The organism is Streptomyces rishiriensis (assembly GCF_003112535.1).
Classification (GTDB): domain Bacteria; phylum Actinomycetota; class Actinomycetes; order Streptomycetales; family Streptomycetaceae; genus Streptomyces; species Streptomyces rishiriensis.
Genome location: NZ_BEWA01000001.1, coordinates 230,916 through 255,747 on the forward strand (window position 1 = coordinate 230,916; position 24,832 = coordinate 255,747).

The following is a 24,832-nucleotide window of genomic DNA, read 5'->3' on the forward strand; positions in this document are numbered from 1 at the left end:
GTGTCCGTCGGACGTGCCGGACGCGGAGTGGGCGGCCGTCGGGCCGTGGCTGCCGGTGCCGGCCTGGTTTCAAGGGCGGGTGGACGGCCCGAGGGTTACTGCCACCGCCCTTATTGGACGCGATCCGCTACCTGGTCGCGGGTGGGAGCACGATCACCGGATCCGCAGGAGGCGACCCAACTGGATCCTGCGTCCGAGGTACCGTTTCACACCGTGATCTGCCCAGGAAGGGGACGCCCGGGTTACTTGGCCCCGACGATGACGAGTCCTGCCCAGGTCGCTGGGGTGGCGTACACGGCGGGGTGCGTGTGCCGGACCGATCGCTTGGCTCGGGTGAGGGCGTCGGCGGGGCCGTGGCCGGTTCTGAGGAAATCGTAGAACCGGCGCACCACACGACTCGTGGGTGTGTCGACGACCGGCCAGGATGTCAGCACCACCGTCTCCGCTCCCGCGACCAGGAGCGCCCGGCTCATGCCGACGAGGCCCTCACCCGCGCGGATGGGCCCGAGGCCGCTCTGGCAGGCGGAGCACACCACGACCTCGGCCGACAGGCGGAGCCTGAACATCTCGTAGACCTGCAGAAGCGTCTCGGCCTCACCTTCCGGTGATGCGCCCCGCGCAGCCGGCGGGGCGTCGGGCGCGACGAGGAGCCCTGAGTACAGCGGCTCGTCGTCGTTCAGGAAGGCGTGCGTGGCGAAGTGGACGTAACGGTGACCGGGGACGGTCGCCGCGATGCGGCTCTTGGTGACGGCAGAGCCCGTCCAGCTCGATCCCGCGGCTCCGAAGGAGGCGGCCACCCGGTGCACCTCGGTCTGTGCCGCCGGAAGCCTGGAGGACAGCGAGCGATCGGCATAAGCCGTGGCCGGATCGGCGAAGCCGACGAACTGGCTCTCGCCCCAGGAGGAGGGCTCCCGTCGCGTCTGTCGCCGCAGTTCGGTGAAGACCGTGGCGGACGGACAGTAGCTGACCACGTACTCGTCCACGACGAGTCGTCCCGAAGACAGTGGGAGCAGCTCGAACGGCAGGTAGGCGAGTTGCCCGCCGGGTACGACGAACAGACGGCCCACGTCCTTCCACGACTCGTGGGGCACCGGTTCCAGGAGCCGCCGGGCGAGCCACCGTTGGGCGGCCTGTGCATCTGGTCCCCCGCGGCCTCCCTGCCGGTAGTCCCCGACCGCCGCCTGGACGAGCGTCGCGATGCGCTCGGGGTGCTCGGGCAACTCGTGCAGTGTGACGGCGTCTCGTCGTACCGCCCACACGAAGGCGCGTGTTGCGGTGAGCAGGTAGGTCAGCATGAGTTCGTTCGGTCGCAGCTGCGCCTGCACCGTCTCGAGTGCGTCCGGGGTCGGTGCACGCAGCCTGGCGTAGGCGGGGATCAGAGTGCGGGCCTCGGCTCGCAGGCGGTCGAGTTCCTCCGCCTGAGTGTGTTCGATGGCGGCCAGTCGCTGCCTGGCCTCCTCGTCGCGCTCCAGCTCGGCCCGGGAGCGATGGGCGAAGGTGGCGGCCAGGCGATCGGCAGCCTCCTGCTCGCGGCGCAGGACTTCGCTCTGGTGGTCTTCCGACGGATGCAGTTCGAGAAGGCGTTCGGCGAAGAGGTCGAGCAGCACACGCGCACGGAAGCGCTCGGCGACGAGGAAGGCCCGTTCATGGTCACCGGGTGCCGCCCGGTCGTACAGCCAGTCGACCAAGTCCGTGAACACGACCTCGTGTTGTGCCAGCACGAGCTCTCTCGCCCGGTCCAGGCCGGCCCGGGAGCGCAGTGACTCGGCCACCTCCATGGCCCTGGTCAGTTCCTCCACGGCTGCGTCGCGCCGGCCTTGGGCGTGGAGTACCTGGGCGAGGCTGTGGGAGGCCAATGCCATGTTGAGGGAGTCCTCACCGGACTTCCGCTCAAGGGTGAGGGCCTGCAGCAGGTGGTCGTACGCCTCGTCGAGCTCCCCCTGTGCGAGGAGGATCGAACCGATGTTGCCCAGGTCGAGGGCGACACCGGCGGATCCCGGTGCGATCGCCCGCTCCAGTTCGAGCGCTCTGCGGTACCAGCGCAGGGCTCCGGCCGAGTCGCCGCGAAGATGGAGCACTCCCCCGAGATTGGTCAGGCACGCCGCCATCTCCGGCGAGCGCGGGGCGACCTTGGCCAGCAGCCGGCGTGCCCGCCGGTAGTAGCGCAGGGCGCTGTCCAGGGTTCCGGCATCGCGGTGGACGCCCGCGATGTTGATGAGGTCCCGTGCCACGTCTGCGGAACGGGGACTGATCCGGCTGTCGATGCGCAGCGCGTGCTCATACTCGGCGAGTGCCCGCTGCGATTCACCCAGCACGTGGTAGGCGAACCCCAGATTGTTGTGGTACCTGGCCGCGTCCGCCGATTCTCCCGCCAGGCGTTCGATCGTGTCGAGAGCCTGGCGGTAGTGATCCACCGCGTCCGCCAGGTGCCCGCTGTCCAGGTCGCATCCCGCGATGTTGCTGAGCACGCTGGCCCGGCGCGGGGCCAGGGATTCGTCGCCGGGTGGCAGCAGGGTGAGGGCTTCCCGGAAGCGGGCGAGACCGGCCGCTGTCTCGCCACGGCCGCGCAGCACCATGCCGATGTTGTTGATCGTGACGGCCAGGTCCGCAGGTGCAACGCCGGACCGGGTCTCGATCCGGTGAGCGCGCTCGTAGGCCGCCAGCGCACCGTCGAGGTCGCCGGTCTGGCGGCTGACCACGCCCAGGTTTCCGAGATCGCGGGCCACGGCCGGCTCGTCCCCGGCGGCCTCGTCCTCCGCCAGGGCCTGCAGGAAGCGGGCCTTGGCCTCGGCGTATTCGCCCGCCTGGAAGGCAGCCACGCCGAGACCGGCATGCAGCCGGGCCGCCGTGATGCCGCCTCGCTCACCCGCCGGAGGGCACAGCGCCGCCCTGCCTGCCGGGCCGAGACCGTCGTACATCTCCAACGCGGCCAGGAACAGGGCGATCGCTTCTTCCGGGCGGCCTTCGCGGAGGTGTTGGTCGCCCTGTACGGCCAGCGCTCGGACAGTCGTCGCCCGCGCTCCGTCCGGGTCCGTTGTCGTATCCATTCCTGTGGTGCCGCCTCAGGGACCGGTGTGCACGAAGGGGGCCCATCGGCTGGGGTGCTCCGGGTATCGCTGCCGCAGGTTCTGGACGGCTGCGTGCAGTGCTCTGGCGGAGGTGTCCGGCCGGAATCGTCCGTCGGAAGAGGAGCGGTGGTGGAAGTCCTTGACCAGCCTGCCCATCACGGGGTCGGGGACGGACCACAGCGTGCCGATCACGTGACGGTACCCGGCCAGGTGCATCGCGTTGACGAGGTTGATGCCCTCATCGCCTCCGCCGAGGGCGGTCTTGCAGGCCGACAGGAACGCGAACTCGGCGTCTTCGGGCCGCAGATCAGCGATGTCGGCGACCGTCAGCAGTCCGTCGTGGAGTCCGAGACCGCTGTTCAGCGGACCGGAGGCGTGCGGCCCCTCATGGCGGACCAGGATCGGCAGGGAGGCGTTCTGCTCCCCGTGGCAGGCGAAGTGCACCCACGCATGCCGCGTGACGGCCTGCCGGACATTGACACGAGTGGCCTGCGAGCCGAGGAGGGAGGTGTGCCGCTCGACGAAACACGACTCGAGGAATTCGGCCTCCCGCACCGCCCGTGGCAGGGACGGCTTGCCGGGAGCGTGGGGTACGGCTACCACGAGCAGTCGCCTGCTCTCCGGTGTGGCGGGGGAAGGGGCGGCCGCCCGGCTGAGGGCGTTCAACGTGGGTGTGTAGGAGGAGACGACCCGGTCCAGCACGGAACCGCCGGACCCATGGCCACCGCCGCGGTGAGAGCCGGCCGCATGCAGCGGGAGGACGGTGAGGGGCCCGGTGGGACACCACCACAGACGTGGGAGGCTGTCCGGGCCGCCGCGCGTCGAGAGGTGGCCGAGGCGGGCGAGCACCGGTTCGGCGATGGTGTCCCACAGCCATTGCAACGTCGCGCCGATCACCGGATCGACGGTGTCGGCCCCGGCGTCACCGTTCTCCCACTCCGTCAACGCGGCGATGAACCGGTCGGTCCGTGTGATCGCGTCGGACAAGGAGAGGTCCGGCAGTGGTACGAGATCGATGCGGTCGGCGTGGACGATCAGGGCGTCACACCGGTGCACGCTCGTATTGATCAACGCGACCGGTCCGTGCCGCAGACCGGCCCGGAGCCGTGCTGTGTCCGAAGGGTGGAGGAAGTGCTCCCAGCCCGGTGACGCGCGTAAGGAGTCCAGCGTGGCCTCCCACGCCCGCGCCGTGGCCATGCGCTTTCCCGTGCGCTGTTGACGGCGTGTCGCAAGGATGCGCTCGCGGTCGGCCACCGACCGGAACCTTACGCCCGTGGCGCGGATCTCCCGATCCGTCGACGGGTCGAGGTCTGCGCCCAGCGCGGCCAGCCGCGCCCGCACCTCGGGATGGAACTCCTCCAGGGCGGTCAGATCTGCCCTGATCTGCATCAGTCTCGTCCAGAGCATGCCCCGGCCGTGTTCGAGGATGGTGAGCGCGCGTTCCCTGTCTCCAGCGACGAGGACGGCGGCGGCCGCGTCGGACGCCAGGCCCTGATGTCGCATCAACCGCTGCTCCTGGCTGACCTGGTCCAGTCCCGGCCAGGAGAGCAGGGGCAGCAGGTCCAGCGCACTCGCGTAGCCCTCCTGACCGGACTCGACCCGCCCGGCATCGGTGGCGAGCCTTCCCCACCTCTGCGCGGCCTCGATGCGCTCGTGGGGCGGGGCGTCCACGACCATGGCGGCCTTCCGGAGCGCCTCGATCGCAGAGGTACGGTCGGCTTCGTCGCCGCGCAGGTCCCATTGGCGCTCCAGCGCACCGGCCAGGTTGAGCTGCAACCGGCAACGCTGTGGGGTGTCCTGGCACAGTTCGAGGGCGAGGGTCAACAACTGCGCCGCCTCGTGCAGCAGGGCGCTGTCACGGACGATCTCGCCGCGCAGGGCCAGGGGAGCGGCCAGGTTCGCGAAGTGGTCCCACCGCATGGGGTTGGCTTCTGTCGCGGCCTTGACGGCCTCGCGCCCGGCATCGACGGCCTCGTCGAGAACTTCAGTTCCGTCGCCGCGCAGGTGTCTGTGCATCACCATCAGTGAGGCGCTGAATTCCGAAAGGCGGTCGGCGCGCTCGTCCTCGCTCTCCGACGGGCTCCCGCCGCTCCGCAGCATGGTGACCGACGTTTCGAGGTCGTTCACCTGGCCGAATCCCACGAACCGGCTCCGCGCCAGGACGGCCACCCGCACCCCGAGCCGGCCATGGTGTCGACTCCCGGGCTCTGCCAGGCCGAGCGCCTCGCGGGCCAGCTTCAACGCGGCGTTGATGTCGGCCAGGTCACCGAGCCTGGCGTACCTCTCCTGGGAGGCCCCGATCAGGTCGTCCAGCAGGAACCCGAGGTGCTCGTCACGCTTGCCCGTCAGGGCCAGTGCCCTGAGGCCGACCTCTATCGCCTCCTCCAGCACGGCCGGGTCCCCGCAGACGGTGTACTGACGGAACAGACAGGAGCACAGCAGAGCCAACAACCAGGCGGACCGGGAGTCGGCTCCCGGGGCGGCGGACTGGCTCTGCCGGAGCAGAGTGACCGCTTCACTCAGGTCGGCCGGGTTCTGCGTGGCGTGGAAGCGGGACAGGAGAGCCAGGGCCAGGTCGGAGCGGATCATCCACGCCTTCTCGTCGGATGCAAGGACGTCGAGGGCCCGGCGCCCCGCGGCGACAGCGGACTCCAGGTCCGGCAGCGACCCGTTGCGGGCGAATACCTTGTGCAGCATCCCGCACAGCTTGAACAGGAGGAGCCCTTGGTCCCGGCTTTCAGCGGGGGCTGCCGCCGCTGCCGCACGCAGTAGGTCAACGGCCTCGGCGAAGTCACCTTCCGTGTCCTGGATCCTGGCGGCCCGGCGCGCCGGATGGACATGGTCCGCCACGATCGGCACGACCGGCCCCGCGTAGGTGGCGATCTCATCGCGCAAAACGGCCGGTACGAGCGTGGGTGCTATGCGCTGGAGCCCGGCGAAGAGCGCCAGGGCCCGCTCCCGATCGGTGTGCCCCAGTGCGGTCGGCAGCAGGCGCCAGCGGTACCAGTGCAACCGGCCGAGGGTGTGGGCGATTTCGATGTCGCAACAGTGGTTCGCGGCGGTGCCCGTCTCGTCGACGGCCATGGCCAAGAGCTGGACGGCGTCGAGCAGCGCCTCCGGCTCCAGGACGCGCATCACGTCACCTCGGTCCGCCTTCCGCAGCCGGTCGCCGAGAGAGTGCAGCAGACGATCGCGCAACGCGGTCTCCCGAGTGGCCTCAGCTCCGCTTCCCCCCTGGAAGCTCAAGCAGGAGCCACTCTATGACCGGAGCATCCGATTTGTCAGTGGTCACATGGGCATGAACCAGGCATGTGCTGGAAACGATAGGCGAGGCGCGGGCCCGTATCCGGGAGCGGAGGGGGAACGATGACACAAGCACGGACGACGGTCACGAGTACGAGGGTGACGCCCTCGCGGTGCCGGCAGCAGGGCGCCGACCACGTATGGCGCATCCTGGAGAACGTCCGGGAGTGGACCAAGCACGCCGAGGCCAAGGCGGCGACAACCCTGGCGGCAGCCGCTGCTCTCGGTGGTGTCCTCTACACCCTGGTGACCGGCGCCGGTGATCGCTCCGCCTGGTTCGACGCCGCTGCGTCGTTGGGCGCGCTGTGCACCCTGGCGGCCGGGCTGACCGCGGGAATGGCCCTGTGGCCCCGGTCGCGACTACGCGGCTCCGGCGCACCCGACAGCCCACTGCACTACGATCACATAGCGCGGCGGTACGCAGGGGCCCATGCCGCCTACCGCGCGCGGCTGACGGGACTGCTGCGGGACGAGGAAGCGCTCGTCACCGCGATCGCCGACCAGATCTGGGCCAACGCGCTCGTGGCGCGCCGCAAGTACAGCTGGGTGAGCCGCAGTGTCGCGCTTCTGCTGATCGCCCTGGCGGCCATCGCCGTCGCCGCGACGCTGAGGGCGACTCACACGTGAGGACCGACACCGTCGTGATCCGGATGCGCGCCCCGCTTCCGCGCCGCCTCGATCCGGTTCCGGTGGCGAACTCGGGTGCACTTTTGGGGATGGGAAGCCAGGGTGCACGCCCCCGCTGCGGCGCTGTGCGCGCTGACGGATCATCCGCATGCTCGTCGAGTTCTGGGACCGGGGCTCCTCCTCCAAGGAGGAGAGAATGTTCGGCCGCAGCAAGGACACCGGTGCCCCGCTGGACGGCGCCAAGGAGACCGACGTCCCCAACTACGCCAAGAATCCGCATGGCAGCGCGATTCCCCCGACGCCCACATCCGCCTCGCCGGAGTTCGCCTCTGCGTCACTTGAATTCCAGCTCGGTGCCCTTGGGGACGAGCTGGATGTCCAGGTCGACCTTGATGTTCGATCCGACCACGGCGATGTTGCGCGCCAGCATGGTCTGCCAGTTGATGTCGTAGTCCTCGCGGTGCAGTTCGGTCGTGGCGTGGATGGCGGCGCGGGTCTCGCCCTCCATGCCCACCCGCACGCCGTTGTACTGCGCGTCGAGGGTCACCGTGCGGGTCACCCCGTGGAGGGTGAGACCGCCCGTGATCACCCAGTTCTGGCCGCCGCGGTGCACGAAGCGGTCGCTGTAGAACTCCAGGGTCGGGAAGTTCTCCACGTCGAGGAAGTCCCCGGACCGCAGGTGGTTGTCACGCATCTTGACGTTGGTGTCGATCGATGCCGCGTCGATGACGACGTGCATCGCGGTGTGCTCCATGTCGCTGCCGACCCTGATGGCCCCGGCAAAGTTGCCGAAGCCGCCGTACACGTGGCCGAGACCGATGTGGCGCGCGGTGAAGCCTATGCGGGTGTGCGCGGCCTCGATCTCCCACTCGCCCGGTTCGGGTAGGGGCAGCGTGGGCGCGACATGCAGGGTGAGGTCGCCGAGCGCAACGGGCGCACCCCCCTCTCGCACGGACGCGTGTCCCAGGTGCGCGGCGAAACCGTCCGCCGAGACCGACATGCGGTACTCGCCGACGGGGACCACGACGACGCCCCAGCCGTACGGGTCCGTCTCCCCTGCGACGACCTTGCGCCCCTGGCTGTCGTTCAGCGCGTACTGCGCCTGCACCACGGGCTCACCCACCGGGTCGATGACGCGGAAGCTGAGGAGGCCCGCACTCTGCGGCACCGAGAGGCCGGCGAGCGCGCCCTTCTTCTGGTTCGCGATTTTTCGTCTGCCCAACAAGTGCCTGATCAATTTTCGCGTGTCCCTGTACGAACGTTTCTACGAGCGGTGGCGCGCCCCGCTCCTGTCAAAACTGCTAGAAGGAAAGGCAATCGGCCGACACCCTGCGCAGCTCGGCGCCAGCATAGATCGGTTCGAGGAAGTAACTTCGCACAGGCAATCGAGCCCCCACCTGGTGCTTCAGCGGGGCCAGGGGTGCCCCGACCCCCTGCGACCACGGTCGATGCCCGGCTGCACGGGCACGCCGCGGCCTCGTCGGCGCGCGCCTTTGCTCACACAATCTCCGGGCGATGTTCACTCGCGTCGCGTCAGCTGCACCGTACGGACACGGCGTCCACGGCGTGGTGGGCGCCCGTGAAACGCAGCTTCGGAACAGTTCAGCTGTCTCAGTGACTGCCTGTCTCATCAGCTCCGCTGCGCTACGTCAAAGGAAGCTGTTCGTGACACACGATCACTATCTCAATGGTTTTACTGGCCCATGCAGGGGTTCTGCGGTTGCCAGCGGCCTGCCTTCCGGTGGCTCTCAGTCGCTGGCGTTGTTCGCGGGCTCCTGTCGTACAGTTGATCAAGAGTGCTCGTCAGGCCATACCACTGTGCTCGGCCATCGATGTCCTCGACCAGTGGGTGGCGTTCTTCGGCAGCTGTTCCAGCGTGGCGACCACGATCGCTTCGACCTGATCGACGCCGATGTGGGCGGCCGGCCCGGCCTCGGCTCGTCGGCCAGCCCGTCCAGCCGCTCGGCGAGGAAGCGCCGCCGCCACTTGCGGACCGTGTCCGCGGTCACCCGCAACTCTCGGGCGACCGCGACGATCGGCGGCGCTTCCGGTCCGGCACACGCCAGCACAAGCCGCGCCCGCAGGGCCAGGCCCTGCCGATGTCGCTCGACGCGTCCACCGCTCCAACACCGCCCGCTCGTCATCAGACAGCAGCAACGGCTCCAGCTTCCAGCCCCGACGAGGGACTGACGCACCAGCCACGGAAGTCATACAACTTCTGATGATCAACTACTGGCGCAGGACACTAGAGGTGTGGCGGAAGTCGACGGTGTGACACTCCACTGGGTGCCATCGCCGAGCCGTGATCGTCAGGCAGGTGGTCCTCTGACACCGAACCTGGATCGTTTGCCGGCGATGGTGGACAACCACCGGGCAGCACGACTTGCTGGTCCGCGAGACTGGTGGGCGCGCAGCGCGGACCTAACGGAATTCGACGTCGGAGACGCTGACGAAGAACTCGCCCTTGAAGTCGTGTCCGGCGTCGCCGCCGCCCCAGATGTTGACGATGGCGTGTCGTCCCCGCCGGGAGGCCAATGCCTCGGTGGTGTAGTGCAGTTGCTGGTCGGCGTGTGTGCCGCCGCCGTGGTACTCGACCATGAAGGGCGTCGGCTCCAGCACGTCCCACGAGATTCCCTGGGCCGGGTCCCAGTCCTCTGTGGTGATGAACCACTGGTGTGTCCACTTCGGGCCCATGTGGTTCTGCCGGTAGTTGTAGGTGAAGGTGTGCCGACCGTCGACGGCCTCCAGCGTGCTGGTCGGCCAGTCGCCCAGGCCGTCCCCGCCCGCCAGGTCCAGACCCTGGAAGGCTGGATTCGCCGCTGATGCCACGTTGGCGCCCTGGAAGAACTTGCGGTATTCCAGGTACCCGCGGGCCTCGTTCCACGGCGGGTTGCCGGCTGTGCCGGGAGGCACCACTTCCTGCCAGGTGGTCGAGGTGTTCAACTCGCGCGCCTTCTGGCAGATCGGCGCGTCGTCCTCGTCACGGATCGCCCGGATCGCCCGGCTGGCCGGGAACTCCAGGCTCCCGTGCCGCTCCCGGCGTCCCTCTCCGCGCTCCTCGGCGCGCGCGGGGATGTGCGCGTTGTAGGGCGTGGACGTGGACGTGTCGACGGTGACCTCATCCGTGAACGGCCCCCAGGCGCCGTCGGCGTGTCGGGCCCGGATCTTCACCCGGTACTCGCGGGCGGGGGTCTCTCCGAGGGACACCCAGTGCCGGTTGGCCGACTGCCAGTGCGGGTACCAGGTCGCCCAGTACAGGTCCACCGTCTGCGCGGGACGCCCGTCCAGCCACACCTCGTAGTGGTGGGGGTAGTCGGGGCGCCCGTTGTTCCAGTCGGACGGCTCCGTGGTGCCCTGGTCGGGGGTGTTCGCGCCGATCCGCCAGGTGAGTGAGATGCCTTCAAGCTTGACATCACCGTCATCGCGGTAGGTCGCCACCGCGCGCAGGTCCGCCGGGTGAGGCTGCTGCATCTTGGGAACTCCTCCAGTCGCACAGAATCGGGTGGTCCAGCGCGAAACCACACGCTGAACCACCCTTATGGCCACTAATCAGAATATTTACGACGGCATATGCCGCAAGTGCGGTGAGCCACAGGTGGCATGCAGGGGCTCTCTGAAGCTCGGTCCGGGGTTCCGGACCGCTCCTGACCGTGCCGGCACCGCAGTCACCTCCTCCCGGCCGCACACGGCTCCTCGAAAGTCGTCCGGCGCGCGCCGGCAGTCGCGGGCGCACGCCGGCGTGCGCCGACTTCCGTTCCGTGTGCTCACCCGGACGGTGGGCGTCCGCCTGCGACGGACCGGGAAGGACCCTTGCGCAGGCCGAACTCGTACTTCGCGTGGCACTTCATGGCCAGGTCTCGTCTCCTTCGGAGCCATCCCGCGGCCGGTCCCACGGGCTTCTTCACCGCACATCCCACAGGAGCCAGACGAACCGGGAGCGGCACCTTCCCGTCCGACCCGAGAGGTGAGCCATGAGTACACGCACGTCCGCCACCCCCTCCGACGCCGCGCAGTCGCTCTACCGCGCCATGTCCGGCCTCGCCGGCCCGCTGAGCTCCGGCGAAGGCGCCGCGCCGGACTTCGCCGCCGCACCACGCGCGGCGGCCGGCGAGGAGCCGTCGGTACTCATCCTCGGCGCAGGCGTCGGCGGACTCACCACTGCCTACGAACTGGGCAAGCTGGGTTACCGGTGCACGGTCCTGGAGCCCCAGCCCCGCACCGGCGGCCGCAACCGCACCGCCCGCAAGGGCGACAAGCTGTACGAACTCGACGGCGAGGGCAACAGCCCGGTGCTGACCCACACCTGCTCGTTCGACAAGGGCCTGTACCTCAACCTCGGCCCCGGCCGCATCCCGTACCACCACCGCCGAGTCCTCAACTACTGCACCGACCTCGGAGTGTCTCTGGAGCCGTACATCATGGAGACGACGGCGAACGTCCTGCACAGCGCGGGACACAACCCGCCCGGCCAGCCCTGGCGCAACCGGCGGATCGCCAACGACACTCGCGGCCACCTCGCCGCGCTCCTGTCCGCCACCCTGACCGAGAGCGACGAGTTCACCGGACTGCTGCGAGACCTGCTGCGCAAGTTCGGCGACCTGGACGAGGAAGGCGAGTACCACGGCTCCACCCGCTCCGGCTACGACGAGCCCCTCGACGTCCACGAATTCCCCCGGCCCGCGCCCCCGCTGCCCCTCGCCGAACTGATTCAGTCGGAGTTCTGGAAGTACAGGTTCTACCAGCCGGTGGACTACTTGTGGCAGGCCACGATGTTCCAGCCCGTCGGCGGCATGGACAAGATCGTCCACGCCCTCACCGAGCGGATCACCTCCGAGTACGACGTGAGCGTCGAACTCGAGGCCGAGGTCACCTCGGTCGACCTGACAGGCGACAAGGTCGGCGTCACCTACCGCGCAGGCGGACAGGAACTGACGACGGCGGCCGACTACTGCGTGAGCAACATCCCGCTGCCGGTTCTGAAGCAGCTCACGCTGACCGGCTTCTCCACGGGGTTCCGCAACGCCATGACAGCGGTGGGTTTCGCGCCGACATGCAAGGTCGGCTGGCAGGCCAACCGGCGGTTCTGGGAGGACGACCACCACCAGATCTACGGAGGCATCAGCTGGACCGACCACCCCATCACCCAGTTCTGGTACCCGTCCAACGACTACTTCTCCAAGGCGGGCACCCTCACCGGGGCGTACAACTTCGGCGACCACGCCCAGGACATGGGCAAACTCGCGCCGGCCGACCGACTGCGCCTGGCCCGGGACGGCGCCGCACAGATGCACCGCGAGTTCCAGGAGAAGACCACCGTGCCTCAGGACCTGGGAGTGACCATCGCCTGGCACAAGGTGCCCCACCAGCTCGGAGGCTGGGCCGACTGGGACCCGGCCGACCCCGACCACCAGGTGGCCTACAAGCAGCTTCTGCAGCCTGAGGGCGGCGGCCGCTTCTACGTCGTCGGCGACCAGGCATCACCGCTGCCCGGTTGGCAGGAGGGAGCCATGATGTCGGCACAGTACGTCGTCGCTCAGATCCTCGGCCTCCTCCCCCGCACCGCCCCCGAGACCGTCCAGGTCCCGGACGCCGTCTTCCTGACGCAAGGACTCTGAACACGGTCGGGGCCCGGTCCACAGCAGCCGGGCCCCGCCGCCCCCTGACAGCCAGGTCATTTCCGTGGAGTCCGACCCGAGGTCCCCGTTCGGACGACCAGCGGGCCGCCCAGAGACGTGCACCATCCCGGGCAGCACCTCGCTGATCTACTCACCAAGGGGGTCGGGTGTCCGCTGCCGGGCGGTCAGCACACTATCGCGCTTCGGCGGCAAGCCCTGTTTGCTTGGCCGTTGCGGACCTGAAGGGTGGCGTACTCGCCGGGCCTTCGCTCCTTCGGGGTTACCTGACGCCGTCTGATCCAACTTGCCACGCTCGCCGTCAATTTACGCGTCAGAGCTGAACGCGCCTCTCGCGCGCGCTGCGGGTCGACGGGACGGGTGCGTCGTCAGCCGGGCATCCGGTTGAACCTGCGGATCTGCTTGTCGAAGATCCCGGCGGGGACGAGGCGTCGCGCGGTGGTGATGCGTGAGGCGAGCGGTCCGGCGGTGTAGCGCAGCTTCGGCCTCGGGGCGGTGGCCGCCTTGACGATCTCCTTGGCGACGACGGCAGGGTCGTCGCCGGCCTTCATAGCCGCAGCGACCACCTCGTCGAAGACACGCCGCCGCTCCGCGTACAGCGGCAGCGGGGTGTCGGGCTGTACGGCCTTGGCATCGAAGGCGGTGCGGGTGTAGCCGGGCTCGATGAGCAGGACGCGGATGCCGTGCTCGCGTACCTCGTGGTCGAGGGACTCGGAGTAGCCCTCGACGGCGTGCTTCGCGGCGACGTAGAGGGCCATGTAGGGCTGCGGGATGACGCCGAGGACTGACGAGAGGTTGACGATGCGTCCACGACCCTGGGCGCGCATGTGCGGCAGGACGGCCTTCGTCATGCGGACGATACCGAAGAAGTTGAGGTTGAACAGGTTCTGGGCCTGGGTGACGGAGTTCTCCTCGACGGCGCCGGCCGAGCCCAGACCGGCGTTGTTGACGAGGACGTCGATCCGTCCGAACCGTTCGATCACTTCCTGGACGGCGGCGGTGACGGATTCGTCACTGGTCACGTCGAGGTCGAGGAAGGTCACGTCGGCGGGCGGAGTGAGTTTCGAGGTGTTCCGTCCGGTTCCGACCACCTCGAACCCGGCTGCGGCGAAGGCGCGAGCGGTGGTGTCGCCGATCCCCGATGACGCCCCCCGTCACGAGTGCTACCGGCCGATGAGTCGCCATCACAGACTCCGTCCCATTGAATGACGATCGCATGACTTACGTTCATCATGCCATTGCGGGCGGAGCGAATAGCAAGGATGCCCCGGCGACGACCGGCCGGCCGGGAGCCTGCGGCTTCACGCCCATACCTCCCTGCCCCCCAGAGTTCGCCGGCATCAAGGAGTGCCCGAGGAGGCATCTGACCTGCGCTCTCAGTCCCGGCGGGTCGGATCGCGGTTGAGCTGGGACATGAGCTCTCGGTTGGCCGCGCGCGCGGCGGCCGGGTGGTCGGCTTGGTCCTGGAGCTTGAGCTCCAGGTTGACGACCAGTTGTTCGAGGGTGGTGATCCGGGCCTGGAGCTGTTCGGTGTCGTCGGGGCCGCCGATGCCCGCCTCGCGCCAGACCTGCTCGCCGAGGACCTCGCTGAGGCGGGCTTCGAGGCGGCGGACGCGGGCGGCGAAGCGGGCCGTGCGGGCGTCGGCCGACGGCAGGTCGGCCTGCAGCGAGGCCAGGCTGACGGCCGGCCCCCGGCCGCGGGGGACCGGGGGCGGCCAGGTCGCGTGGGCGTGCACCCGGCCGAGCAGGTCGCGGTGGCGCAGCAACGGTGCGGGGGTGGCGCGGCGGGCAGCACGGGCCGGAGCAGAACCGGAGACAGTGTTCACGCCGGCACACGCGGTCATGGCCCGACGGCAGGAGCAGACCGTCGCCCGGGAACGCGAAGTCATCTGGCCGCGCCGCCCGCACCAGGCCGCCGCCGGCAACACCGGGACAGAGCCGCAGCGATGACGGATCCTGGACCGGAACGCGGCCGCCCTCCCGAAGTGGCGGCCGACGCGCTGCTGGACCCCGCCATGGCCGAGCCGGCGTGGGCCGACAGCGGCACCGGACAGCCTGCGGGCGCTGCCCGCCGACGGGATGTTCCGCCGCAGGCTCGGCGAGCGGGTCGGCCGGCCGTGGCTGGGGCCGCTGGCCGCGACCGACTACGGCGGCCCGCTGACCTCGTGGAGGGGCAGCATCCGCCTGCGCCGCGGCGCAGGCGGACCCCTGAGCACGACGACGGTTCCTGGTGGCTGCGTCAGGAGCACCAGAGCGCGACCGTCGCCGGGCAGCTGAAGGTGCTGGGCAAGGAGAGGACAGCGCCCGGCTCAAGGAGGATGTGGCGGGCGGTGGCGCCCGCCGAACAGCGCACACCGATCACCCGGGCAATCGAGAGCGCCGAGGAACGGCTGCTCCAGCTGCGTGGGGTGCAGTGCGGGCCGCCGCTTTGCCAAGATGCGCCGGTTCCCGGAGTCGGCCGGGTGGTCAGTCCAGTGCGGGGCCTGTGCGGCGCGCGGTGTGTGCGGGCCGCCCGGCTGCGGCGTGCCAGACCAGGGCCGCGCATATGAAGGCCGTCGCCGCGGAGACCAGTGACCTGGTGAGGGTGTCGTTCCGTGCGCCGGAAACGAGGGCGACGGCCAGCGCCAGCGTCAGGGTGATGACGGGCAGCGCACGGGGGCTCCGCGTGGTCCCTGGCGCGGCGGTCGGCGGCAGCAGCCAGGTTGCGAGGCCGTAAAAGGCACAGGCCAACAGTGTGGCTCCCAGCACTTCGCTGGGCCGGTGGCCGCCCATGGTCGCGCTGGCGGCGGCGATGCAGGCGAGCCACAGCACACCAACCGTGGCGAGGTAGGGGCGGATGCGAGGGGAAACCACGAGGACGGCGGCGAGGGTCAGCGCGGCGGGGATGGCCGTGTGCCCGCTGGGGAAACCCTGATCCAGGAGATTCTCCGGCGCGCCCACCAGATCGGGGCGGGGGAGGATGGTCGATTTGAGCACCTCCTTGCCTACGGTCGTGAGAATGACGACCCCGAGCGCCGCGCACCCCTGCCGCCAGCACCGCCGCACCAGAGTGAGGATCACGATGACGGCCAGGCCCACCATCACGGTGGGCTTGGCGCTCAATTCCAACGGCGGCAGGGGTGTCGAGCCGTAGGCCGATCCTGACAGGGGGTAGATCCATGCTTCTTCGCCGCCCTGTTTACCGAGACCGAACAGGGCGTTCTCAGCTCGTTGCCCCCACGGGGTGCAGATGGCGAGCAGGTAGACCGTCAGGAACCCCAGGGTGTAGAGCAGAGCCGGCATCCACGGCCGTGTCATACGCGACAGGCTGGGGACGTCGGGGGCCTCGGGGGCCTGCCTTGAGGCCCCCGGAGGGTGCTCGGGCAGGGTCGGAGAATCGTGCTGGGTCATCGCTCTGTTTCTTCCGTTGAGGGGGTTAGGCCACACACGTCTTGTGGGCACGACGTGGGCCGCCGGGCTCGGTCGGCCCACCGCGGGTCCGCTCCTATTCGGGGAGTTCCTGTCCCTGTCGGCGCTGGGCGGTGATCGCCAGGGCGGGGAGGGGTGCGATCAGGAGAAGGAGAACGACCAGGTCCGGCAGGGACTGCATGAACGCGTCCGGCTGGACGACGATCGCCTGCGTGCGAACGATCGCGACCGCCGCGACGGGGATGAGCCACCGGTGGTCGCCGGTGGCTGCCGTCGCCGCCCACGCGCCGAGCAGCGCGGTGACTTCGAGGACGAACAAGCCACGCTGGAAGGCCGGACTGACGGAGATGATGTGCAGGCCACCGGCCATGAACATGGCAAGCACGACGGGGGCCAGCCAACGGTAGGAGCGGCGTCGCAGGCGGCTGGGTCGGCAGAGCGCCAGCACGGCGCACCCGACGCACAGCGCCCCCGAGAGCACCAGGTCACGGGCCGTTATCGGGGCTCCAAGACCGTAGTAGCTCAAGCCCGCCTTGCCCTCGCTGCCGAAGAGGGTGCGGCCCTGGGTCGTGGCGCCGGCCCAGATCATGGCCGCCGCGGCCGGCAGCGCGATCCACGCTCTGCCACGCAGCAGAGCGATCAGGCAGCCCAGCGGGAGCAGCCCGTAGGGCAGCAGCCGTATCCGCGTGGGACCTCCGGCCCACGGATACCAGCCGGAGAAGTGGAAGGCGATGGCGTGCTGTCGGGGGTCGATGTGCAGCGCCCAGTGCCACACGTCCTGCAAGTACGGAACCAGCGCCAGCGCAGCGAGGGCCAGGGCGGCCAGGTGGATGCCGTCCAGCCACCACGGCCGAGTGGTGTCGTCGACGGTGGCACGGGCGCGGGCCTGCACGCCGCCGCGCACCAAGGCGGCGACTTCCCGCGGCGGGGGCCAGGAGCGGCCGGGATATGCCTCGGTCAGGCAGGTCAGCAACTCCTTGCCCTGCCGGGAACGGTAGGACTTGGGATAGGCCGCAAGCAGCAGACGGTTCATGCCGGGGCCGCTCCGGCATCCCGCGCGCGTCCGATGACGACGGCCGCCGCCTGCTGCATCCGCAGCGCCTCCCGGCCGAGCGCCTCGGTGCCGTCCTCGGTGAGCCGGTAGTAGCGCCGCGCCCGCCCGTCCACGATCTCCTCATGGCCGGCGGCCACCAGCCCGGCCCGCTCCATCCGCTCCAGCGCGCCGTAGAGCGTGGCGACAGCGATCCGGAGCCGCCCGTCGGTGGCCCGCTCGGCAGCCTTGATGATGCCGTAACCGTGCAACGGGCCATCCATGAGCGCGGCAAGGATGAAGTACTGCGGTTCCGTCAAGGGCGGGTTCCGTCTGGTCATGGATCAAGCATATATCGAGCGACGATATATATCTGCCAGTCTGGTGATCATCGACAGCGCCTCCATGGCCATCGCGCGGGCCGACACCGGAAGCCCGTGCACCGCCTGGACATCTGTCAGGAACGATCTGGCCAGGTCACGGGCCTCAGCGATCTCCGCAGCGCCGTCGAAAGCTTCCATGCGCTGCCGGTGGGCGCGTGTGTGACCCCATTGGGTCTGCCGGAGTGCGGGGCGCGGGTGGTCTTCGCAGCATGGCGTCTGAGGATCCCCAGCCGGACGGTGACGAGTTCGGTGGGCGCCGGTGGGCTGTCATCGGCACCGATACGGAAGGACGACATGCCCATACGCAACCGCGGCACGGCTGCCGCAGCCGCCATGTTCCTGGCCGGCCTGACGGTGCTGAGCGCGCCTCCGGCGGCCCACGGCATGTCCGGCGTGGCCGCCACCCGCCACAAGGCCCCGGCGAGGGCGGGCCGCCCCTCGTTCATCAGCCGCCCACAGTCCGGCCTGTCGCCAGGACGGACGGCCGGTGAGTCGCTGCCTGCACGCTCGACGGCCGGCACGCACACCGTCGCCTCCGGGGACACGTTGTCAGACATCGCCCGGCAAGCCCTCGGCAACGCACTGCGATGGGACAGCGTCTACTCCCTCAATCAGCAGAGCATCGAGGACGAGGCCCGTCGGCACGGGTTCGCCTCCAGTGACCGGGGCCACTGGATCTTTCCGGGCACCGTGCTCGCCCTGCCTCAGACACCGGCGGCACGGACGCAGCCGTCGTCGCGCTTCGAGCCCGCCCCCTGCCCCACCACTTACGGAGAGCTGAAGGACACCCGCTGCGGCTTCCTCGTCGTACCGGAGAACCGGGCTCATCCCTCTGCGCGGACCCTTCGCCTGGCCGTTGCGCTCGTCCGCTCGGCATCACCGAGGCCGCGCCCCGATCCGATCGTGTTCTTCACCGGCGGGCCCGGCGCGGACGCCCTCGGGAACATATCGGAACTCACCGAGGCCGGGCTGAACCGCGACCGTGATCTGGTCGTCCTGTCCCAGCGCGGAACGTACTCGTCCCAGCGGCCGCTGACCTGTCCCGAGATCGACCGGTTCTACGGGGAGCGCGTCAGCCTCCTCTACGACGCGCCCTCCACCGGAGACCGATACGTTCAGGCGGCGGCCCGGTGCCGCGAGCGCCTGACAGCCCAGGGAGTCGATCCGGCCGCCTACGACACCAGCGAGAACGCCGCCGACGTGGCGGACCTGCGCAGGGCCCTGGGAATCCGCCAGTGGAACGTCCTGTCGCACTCCTACGGGACGCAGCTGGCGCTGACCTATATGCGCATGTTCCCCGAAGGGGTCCGTTCCGTGACCGTCGACGGCGTCGTACCGCCGTCCGTGGCGACGCCCGGCTGGACGTGGAGCAGCATGAGGGAGTCGTTCGACAACATCGTGAGAGCCTGCGCGACCCAGCGCGCGTGCCGGCAGCGCCACCCGGACATCGGTGCCACCTTCCTGCGCATGGTGCGTCAACTGGAGGCTCATCCGGTCACCACACACGTGACGGTGCCGCAGGTCGGGACGGTGAAGGTGGTCCTCGACGGCGGGGCGCTGCTGAACTGGCTGGTTCGCGCCAGTCACGCCCCCGACACCTTCCCGGTGGGCGTGGACGAGTTGGCCCACGGCCGCCCCGAGCGCATCGCCGAGCAGTGGGCGGCCGCCTGGCTCCCCGGCTCGCAGGGGATGTTCGCCCACGGGTTCTCGCTGAGCGTGTGGTGCAGCGAATGGGTTCCGTTCGAGACCCCCGCCGAACAACTCGCCAAGGGGCGGCGAGCCTTCCCCGAACTCCCCCGCTCGGTCCTGGCCCAGGCGCCGCAGCTGCCGTTCCTCCGTCAGGCATGCCGGGCCTGGGACGTCCCGAAGGCACCCGACTCCGTTCGCGCCGTCACTCGGAGCAGCATCCCCACCCTTGCCATCTCCGGAAGTTTCGACGCCCAGACGGGGGCTCAGTGGGGGCTCTACGTGGCCCGGACGCTTTCCCGCTCCACGGTGGTCACCCTGGCCGGTGTCGCCCACGGGACGTTCGACACGCCGTGCGGGGCAAAGGTGATCACCTCCTTCTTCGACGACCCCGAGAGCCCGGACACCCGGTGCGTGAGCTCCGTGAAGCCGGCGCCGTTCGTCACCGACGGCGAGGGAGCCGGAACCCGTGAATGACGATCTGCTGCCGGCCGGCTCCGACACCGTGCGCTCCACGCCGTCCGGACCTCCCGGCCTCGCGCGGTGGTCTCGCCGCGGCCTTCTGAGTGCTGCGGCAGCGGTGGGCTGCGCGAGCGTCTCGCTGGGGACGGCAGCGACGGCGGCCGCCGCCCCGAGATCCACTGTCCACGACGGTGGCACCGGCGACACGGGGCACTCACCGTTCAGCGCCCTGGACTCCAAGATCGAGGAGGCCATGTGGGCCTACTCGATCCCCGGAGCGGCGGTGGGCGTGCTCCTGGACGGCCAGGAGTACGTCAAGGGGTACGGGGTCACCAACGTCGACCATCCCGTCCCGGTCGACGGAGACACCGTCTTCCGGATCGGCTCGACCACCAAGACCTTCACCGGCACGACGATGATGCGGCTGGTCGAGCGGGGCGACGTCGAGCTGGATGCCCCGGTGCGCCGCTACCTCACCGCATTCGCGGTCGCCGACCCGTACGCGTCGGCGCAGGTCACCGTGAGGCAGCTGCTCAACCACAGCGCCGGGTGGCTGGGCGACGACTACCAGGACTTCGGCCCCGGCGACGACGCGCTGGCCCGCTTCGTGGCGTCCATGGCCAGATTGCCGCAACTCACCGCCCCCGGCGAGATGTTCGCTTACAACAACGCGGCGCTGTGCGTGGCCGGCCGGATCATCGAGGTGGTGACCGGCACGGCCTACGAGGCGGCGGTGCGCGAACTGGTCATCGATCCGCTCGGCCTCGACCACACCCGCTTCTCCAGTGATGACATCGTGGGCTTCAACGTCGCGGCGTCACACGACGTCGTCGACGGAAAGGCCGTGCTGGATCCGTCCTTCTGGCCCCAACCACGTAGCCTCGCGCCGACCGGCGGCCTGATCTCGAGCGTGCGCGACCAGCTGAGCTGGGCCCGCTTCCACCTCGGGGGCGGTACGGCTCCCGACGGCACACGGTTGCTGAGCAGGGCATCGCTGGAACAGATGCGCTCCCGACCCGGCCCCGGCGGCACGCTGGTGGTGGAACTCGACGGCATGGGAGTCACCTGGATGCTGCGTCCGACCGCACAGGGACCAAGGATCGTGCAGCACGGCGGGAGCTGGCCCGGTCAGATCTCGGGCTTCCTGATGGTTCCCGGCCGAGGCTTCGCACTGACCTTGCTGACCAACTCGGAAGGCGGGACGCGGCTCCGGGACGAGCTGTTCACCGACGACTGGGCCCTCAGCCGGTTCGCCGGGGTGACCAACCTGCCGGCCAGGCCCACCGCCATGAGCGGTCAGGAGCTGGCACCCCACGAGGGCCGTTACATCGCCCAGCGGATCAACGACGAGGGCGCCGTGGAGGACGCCGTCATCGAACTGACCCGGCACGACGGACGGCTGCACGGTACCCAAACGGTCCAGGGCCCGGCCGGCAAGGCCGGAGTCCCCTCCGACGAAGAGGACGCGGTCCAGGACCAGACCAGCGAGGTCGGAGTCGCCTTCTACCGAAAGGACTTCGCGCTGGACCTCACCCCCGACGGCAGACCGGTCGGCACCCGATCCGACTTCGTGCGCGGCCCCGACGGGAAAGTAGCGTGGTGGCGCAACCACGGACGGCTGCACCGCCACCAGGCACAGTGACACGCGCGGACGAGGCTCCGGGGGACCTCCAGGGACGTCGGGGGGCGTGCCGCCGCGTCGGAGCAGGCGAGCATGGCGGCCGCAACCCAGGACGGACGAGGGAGCGCGAACGACGGGCATGCCAGGAGGTGCGCGATGCGCATCTCGCGCAGGACCGCCGCGTGCTGGTAGTCGATCACGGGGCCGGTGAGGAGTAGTGGACGGCCGCGTTCGAGGACTGAGGGCACAGGTACCCCCTACCGGTATACCACCTCTGACCAGCTCCTGAGGTCGTTGCTGCCGTGCTGCGTGGGCGGCGTCCGCCCTCGCCGTCAGCCGGCGCGGGTCCGGTCGCACCGACATGTCCTGATCGCCTGTCAGGTCCTGGATACCTGGACCCGGACCGTGGAGCCGTCCCCCACGGAACCGACGAAACCACCCTCCGCGACGGCGCCGAACACCACCTCTTCGGCCAGCGTCTCCTCGGCCAGTAGTGCGAGATGCCGGCGCAGCCGTGGCGTCAGCTTCTCCGAGGCGTCGATCGTCAGGACGATGCGCTCACCGACCAGCAGGTCAGCCGCCTGGCGGGCTTGCTGCACCACACGCGCTGCATCGCGGACCGCCCCTTCGGCCAGCAGTTCGTCGTCCAGGCGCGTGTCCAGCACGATGAGGCCGGAATTCTCGGGCAGCGCGACGGCACCGGAGCCGTCGGCCACGAACCGTTCCTCGTACTCGCCCGGTTCCAGCCGCTTGCCCGCGATCACCATCTCTCCGCGCTCGGTGCGGGTCCACTCCCCGCGGCTCGCCGCTTTGATCACTTCCTGGACTTCACGTCCGAGCCGGGGACCGGCCGCGCGCGCGTTCACGGTGACGCGGATCTGCCCGTGTTCGGCGACGTCCGTGGTGAAGACCACGTCCTTGACATTGACCTGGTCACGCAACACGCTCACGAAAGGTGAAAGGTCCGGTGCGTCGGGAGTGGCCACCACCAGGCGGGCCAGCGGTTGACGCAGCCGTATGCCGTTGCTCCGGCGATGGCTGAGGGCAGCAGAAGTGATCTGCCGCAATCGGTCGATCCTCGCCACCAGCTCGGGGGCGTCGGGGAGCTCGTCGGGTGTCGGCCAGTCGGTCAGATGCACCGACCGTCCACCGGTCAGGGCACACCACACGTACTCGGTGACCAGCGGCAGCAACGGCGCCAGGAGCCGGCACAGCACCTCCAGGACGTGGCGCAGCGTGCCGACGGCCCCCTTGTCACCGTGGGCGAACCGTGTCCGGGAGCACCGGATGTACCAGTTGGTCAGCGCGTCCAGGTGTTCCCGCAGCAGTGAGCAGGCATCCGAGAGGTTGTGGGTGTCCATGGCCTCGGTCACGGCGCTCACCAGGGATCGCGTGCGTGCCAGCAGATAACGGTCGAGGAAGTGCGACGCTCGCGTGTCGCCCGGCTCCGCGACACCGGCCGTGTGCAGGTCCAGGAAGTGCCAGGCGTTCCACAGCGGCAGGAGCACGTTGCGCAGCGCCTCCCGGCTGCCGTCATCGCTTATCTCGAGGTCACGGCCACGCAACAGGGGCGAACTCATGAGGAACCACCGCATGGCGTCCGAGCCCTCACGGGCGAAGACGTCGTTCACGTCCAGGTAGTTGCCGCTGGCTTTCGACATCGCCTGCCCGTCGAGGCCGAGTACGACGCCCAGCACGGTGGCGTGCGTGAACGCCGGACGGTCGAACAGTGCCGTCGAGAGCACGTGCATGTTGTAGAACCAGCCCCGGGTCTGGGCGTAGTACTCCACCACGAAGTCGCCCGGAGAGTTCTGGTCGAACCAGTCGACGTTCTCAAAGGGGTAGTGCAATTGAGCGAACGGCATGGAGCCGGTTTCGAACCAGCAGTCCAGCACTTCGGGCACCCGTCGCATCCGCGACCGCCCGGACGGATCGTCGGGGTTGGGGCGAGTCAGCGCGTCGATGTGAGGGCGGTGCAGGTCGTCCGGCCGGATACCGAAGTCCCGTTCCAGTTCGTCGAGTGAGCCGTACACGTCGATCCGGGGGAAGGCAGGGTCGTCGGACATCCAGACCGGTATCGGGGCGCCCCAGTAGCGGTTGCGTGAGACGTTCCAGTCCTTCGCGTTGCGAAGCCAGTTGCCGAACTGACCGTCACGTATGTGCTCGGGGGTCCAGGCGATGTCCTCGTTGAGCTCCAGCATCCGCTCACGCAGACGTGTCACGGCGACGAACCACGACGGGATCGCATGCTCCAGCAGCGGGGTCTCGCATCGCCAGCAGTGCGGCCTCGGCAGCTCGTGTGAGTCCTCGCGCAGCAGCCTGCCGCTCTCCCTCAGCACCTCGAGAACGGCACCGGTCGACTCGAGGACCGGTGTTCCCGCGCACACCGGCGCCTCTTCGGTGTACCGTCCGCGGGCGTCGACCGGGTACAGCCGGGCGATCCCCGCGGCCTCGGCGACGGCATGGTCCTGCTCGTTGAAACAAGGAGTGACGGCCACGACCCCGGTGCCCGTGTCGCACGGCACATGCCGTTCGGCCAGCACGACGTGCCGTGTCCCTCGTGCTGCGGCGTCGACACCGTCGAACAGCGGTGCGTAGGCAAGGCCGGCCAGGTCGGCGCCCCGGCGGGTGGAGACAACGGGGGCCTCCGTCAGGTCCGCGTAGGCGGCCAGCCGGTCGGCCGCGAGCACCACACGCCGTCCGGCCAGTCCGGGGATGTCCGGTGCGCCGGCGACGACCACGTATTCCGCGTCCGGATGTACCGCTACCGCAGTCGCTGCGGGCAGCGCCCACGGTGTCTCGGTTTCCAGCAGCAGAACGGCGCCGTCGCTGAGCGGCACGCTCACCAGCGCCAACGTGCCCGGCACCTTCCGGTGTGTGTCGGTGCCGTCCAGACGGCCGGTGCTTTCCGTGTGCGCCAGAGGTGTCTCACAGTGAGTGCAGTACCAGGACACCGCATGTCCCTGGTAGATCAGCCCCTTCTCCCACAACGACTTGAACGCCCAAAGGACGCTCTCCATGTAGTTCACGTCATGGGTCTTCACCGCGTCGTCGAAATCCACCCATCGGGCCTGACGGTTGACGTAGTTCCGCCATTCCTGCGTGTACCGCATCACTGTCGTGCGGCACACCTCGTTGAACTCGGCGACGCCGATGCTTTCGATGTCCGACTTCGTGGTGATGCCGAGTTTCTTCTCCGCGTCGAGTTCTGCGGGCAGGCCATGGGAGGTCCAGCCGAAACGCCGCTTGACATGCTGCCCCCGCATGGTGCGGTAGCGGGGAACGACATCCTTGGCGTAACCGGCGAGCAGGTGTCCGTAATGCGGCAGGCCGTTGGCGAACGGCGGCCCGTCGTAGAAGACGAACTCCTCGCCCGAGTCCGCCCGCGACTGCATCACCTCGTGGAAGATGCCGTTCTCTTCCCAGTACCGGAGAACTTCGGCCTCGATGTCGGGGAAGTGAGGCCTGGCAGGTATGCCGTCGGCTCCATCCATCGGAAAGGACATCAGTCGTCAACCTCGCAGATATCAGTCAACATCACGGACTGTCCCGGACTCTATGCAGCACCCGGCTTGTGCCTGGTAATTGCTTGGGGCCCTCCCGCCACGGCG

At 69.4% G+C, this 24,832-nt stretch carries 16 protein-coding genes and 1 pseudogene; 5 read left to right on the top strand and 12 right to left on the bottom strand.

Annotated features, from left to right (window positions below):
- Positions 1-242: 242 nt before the first annotated feature.
- Both Sri02f_RS01110 and Sri02f_RS01115 read right to left on the bottom strand, forming a co-directional pair.
- Complete coding sequence (locus Sri02f_RS01110) at positions 243-3,047, bottom strand: CHAT domain-containing tetratricopeptide repeat protein (RefSeq protein ID WP_108999158.1); 2,805 nt, start codon at positions 3,045-3,047, stop codon at positions 243-245.
- 15 nt (positions 3,048-3,062) lie between these two features.
- Entirely contained in the window at positions 3,063-6,266 is a 3,204-nt protein-coding gene (locus Sri02f_RS01115; RefSeq protein ID WP_108999159.1) for a CHAT domain-containing protein, read from the bottom strand.
- A 204-nt stretch (positions 6,267-6,470) separates the two neighbouring features.
- Here Sri02f_RS01115 and Sri02f_RS01120 point away from each other — a divergent pair, with 204 nt between their 5' ends.
- Positions 6,471-6,998, top strand: coding sequence for a Pycsar system effector family protein (locus Sri02f_RS01120; protein ID WP_108999160.1), 528 nt, complete (start codon positions 6,471-6,473; stop codon positions 6,996-6,998).
- A gap of 136 nt (positions 6,999-7,134) precedes the next feature.
- A pseudogene (locus Sri02f_RS01125) lies at positions 7,135-7,325 on the top strand (deferrochelatase/peroxidase EfeB); the annotation flags it as partial.
- A gap of 7 nt (positions 7,326-7,332) precedes the next feature.
- Here Sri02f_RS01125 and Sri02f_RS01130 read toward each other — a convergent pair.
- From Sri02f_RS01130 to Sri02f_RS01140, 3 genes are all read right to left on the bottom strand, one after another.
- Positions 7,333-8,220 carry a YceI family protein gene (locus tag Sri02f_RS01130; RefSeq protein ID WP_108999161.1) on the bottom strand — a complete coding sequence of 296 codons (888 nt, stop codon included), beginning with the start codon at positions 8,218-8,220 and terminating at the stop codon, positions 7,333-7,335.
- A gap of 568 nt (positions 8,221-8,788) precedes the next feature.
- Positions 8,789-9,142 carry a helix-turn-helix domain-containing protein gene (locus Sri02f_RS43990; protein WP_218029820.1) on the bottom strand — a complete coding sequence of 118 codons (354 nt, stop codon included), beginning with the start codon at positions 9,140-9,142 and terminating at the stop codon, positions 8,789-8,791.
- A 277-nt stretch (positions 9,143-9,419) separates the two neighbouring features.
- Positions 9,420-10,469, bottom strand: a complete 1,050-nt coding sequence (locus Sri02f_RS01140; RefSeq protein WP_108999162.1) for a lytic polysaccharide monooxygenase auxiliary activity family 9 protein — start codon at positions 10,467-10,469, stop codon at positions 9,420-9,422.
- A 500-nt stretch (positions 10,470-10,969) separates the two neighbouring features.
- On the opposite strand from Sri02f_RS01140, the gene Sri02f_RS01145 reads away from it, so the two are divergent.
- Positions 10,970-12,613: a flavin monoamine oxidase family protein gene (locus tag Sri02f_RS01145; RefSeq protein WP_108999163.1), complete on the top strand. Its 1,644-nt coding sequence runs from the start codon at positions 10,970-10,972 to the stop codon at positions 12,611-12,613.
- A 386-nt stretch (positions 12,614-12,999) separates the two neighbouring features.
- Here the strand turns inward: Sri02f_RS01145 and Sri02f_RS01150 are convergent, their stop codons facing one another.
- From Sri02f_RS01150 to Sri02f_RS01180, 6 genes are all read right to left on the bottom strand, one after another.
- Positions 13,000-13,722 carry an oxidoreductase gene (locus Sri02f_RS01150; protein ID WP_307721017.1) on the bottom strand — a complete coding sequence of 241 codons (723 nt, stop codon included), beginning with the start codon at positions 13,720-13,722 and terminating at the stop codon, positions 13,000-13,002.
- Between the two features lie 285 nt (positions 13,723-14,007).
- Complete coding sequence (locus tag Sri02f_RS01155; RefSeq protein ID WP_159106635.1) at positions 14,008-14,475, bottom strand: hypothetical protein; 468 nt, start codon at positions 14,473-14,475, stop codon at positions 14,008-14,010.
- A gap of 622 nt (positions 14,476-15,097) precedes the next feature.
- Positions 15,098-16,021 carry a phosphatase PAP2 family protein gene (locus tag Sri02f_RS01165; RefSeq protein ID WP_108999166.1) on the bottom strand — a complete coding sequence of 308 codons (924 nt, stop codon included), beginning with the start codon at positions 16,019-16,021 and terminating at the stop codon, positions 15,098-15,100.
- Between the two features lie 94 nt (positions 16,022-16,115).
- Positions 16,116-17,072 carry a hypothetical protein gene (locus Sri02f_RS01170; RefSeq protein ID WP_108999167.1) on the bottom strand — a complete coding sequence of 319 codons (957 nt, stop codon included), beginning with the start codon at positions 17,070-17,072 and terminating at the stop codon, positions 16,116-16,118.
- Complete coding sequence (locus tag Sri02f_RS01175) at positions 17,069-17,410, bottom strand: PadR family transcriptional regulator (RefSeq protein WP_108999168.1); 342 nt, start codon at positions 17,408-17,410, stop codon at positions 17,069-17,071. The genes Sri02f_RS01170 and Sri02f_RS01175 overlap by 4 nt, the downstream gene beginning before the upstream one ends.
- A 3-nt stretch (positions 17,411-17,413) precedes the next feature.
- On the bottom strand, positions 17,414-17,590 hold the full coding sequence (locus Sri02f_RS01180; RefSeq protein WP_373865056.1) for a hypothetical protein: 177 nt from the start codon (positions 17,588-17,590) through the stop codon (positions 17,414-17,416).
- 156 nt (positions 17,591-17,746) lie between these two features.
- Between Sri02f_RS01180 and Sri02f_RS01185 the strand changes: the two genes are divergently transcribed.
- Positions 17,747-19,615, top strand: a complete 1,869-nt coding sequence (locus tag Sri02f_RS01185; protein ID WP_108999169.1) for an alpha/beta fold hydrolase — start codon at positions 17,747-17,749, stop codon at positions 19,613-19,615.
- A complete protein-coding gene (locus Sri02f_RS01190) occupies positions 19,608-21,242 on the top strand; it encodes a serine hydrolase domain-containing protein (protein WP_218029821.1) in 1,635 nt (544 codons plus the stop codon). Before Sri02f_RS01185 ends, Sri02f_RS01190 begins: the two co-directional genes overlap by 8 nt.
- A 356-nt stretch (positions 21,243-21,598) precedes the next feature.
- On the opposite strand, the gene ileS is transcribed toward Sri02f_RS01190, so the two are convergent.
- A complete protein-coding gene (ileS, locus tag Sri02f_RS01195) occupies positions 21,599-24,727 on the bottom strand; it encodes an isoleucine--tRNA ligase (protein WP_108999170.1) in 3,129 nt (1,042 codons plus the stop codon).
- Positions 24,728-24,832 lie beyond the last annotated feature (105 nt).

Coding starts and splice junctions, on each gene's coding strand:
- Sri02f_RS01170 (WP_108999167.1), bottom strand. CDS start 17,072: ATGAACCGTCTGCTGCTTGCGGCCTATCCCAAGTCCTACCGTTCCCGG.
- Sri02f_RS01145 (WP_108999163.1), top strand. CDS start 10,970: ATGAGTACACGCACGTCCGCCACCCCCTCCGACGCCGCGCAGTCGCTC.
- Sri02f_RS01140 (WP_108999162.1), bottom strand. CDS start 10,469: ATGCAGCAGCCTCACCCGGCGGACCTGCGCGCGGTGGCGACCTACCGC.
- ileS (WP_108999170.1), bottom strand. CDS start 24,727: ATGTCCTTTCCGATGGATGGAGCCGACGGCATACCTGCCAGGCCTCAC.
- Sri02f_RS01185 (WP_108999169.1), top strand. CDS start 17,747: ATGCCCATACGCAACCGCGGCACGGCTGCCGCAGCCGCCATGTTCCTG.
- Sri02f_RS43990 (WP_218029820.1), bottom strand. CDS start 9,142: ATGACGAGCGGGCGGTGTTGGAGCGGTGGACGCGTCGAGCGACATCGG.
- Sri02f_RS01165 (WP_108999166.1), bottom strand. CDS start 16,021: ATGACCCAGCACGATTCTCCGACCCTGCCCGAGCACCCTCCGGGGGCC.
- Sri02f_RS01180 (WP_373865056.1), bottom strand. CDS start 17,590: ATGGAAGCTTTCGACGGCGCTGCGGAGATCGCTGAGGCCCGTGACCTG.
- Sri02f_RS01155 (WP_159106635.1), bottom strand. CDS start 14,475: ATGACCGCGTGTGCCGGCGTGAACACTGTCTCCGGTTCTGCTCCGGCC.
- Sri02f_RS01175 (WP_108999168.1), bottom strand. CDS start 17,410: ATGACCAGACGGAACCCGCCCTTGACGGAACCGCAGTACTTCATCCTT.
- Sri02f_RS01110 (WP_108999158.1), bottom strand. CDS start 3,047: ATGGATACGACAACGGACCCGGACGGAGCGCGGGCGACGACTGTCCGA.